The following is a 223-nucleotide window of genomic DNA, read 5'->3' as shown; positions in this document are numbered from 1 at the left end:
CTGCGGCGCATCCCCTTTCTGGCCTGCCGTGAGCGTGAAGCGGACAGGGCAGCCGAGACCTCGGACAGCCATGTGGATTTTGGTGCTCAGGCCGCCACGCGAACGGCCAAGGGCCTGATCTTCAGCCCCTTTTTTGCGCCGGCGGCGTGCTGGTGGGCGCGGACGATGGTCGAGTCCACGATCAGATATTCAAAGTCCGGATCGTCGGACATCGCCTCGAACA

The 223-nt window shown here is 63.7% G+C and carries 1 pseudogene; it reads right to left on the bottom strand.

From position 1 onward, the window contains the following. A pseudogene (locus KKP04_RS15400) lies at window positions 1-223 on the bottom strand (transposase); the annotation flags it as partial.

The sequence above is a fragment of the Rhodomicrobium sp. Az07 genome (assembly GCF_018619475.1).
Classification (GTDB): Bacteria; Pseudomonadota; Alphaproteobacteria; order Rhizobiales; family Rhodomicrobiaceae; genus Rhodomicrobium.
Note: the sequence above shows the minus strand (reverse complement) of the source record. Positions and strands in the feature narration are given on the sequence as shown.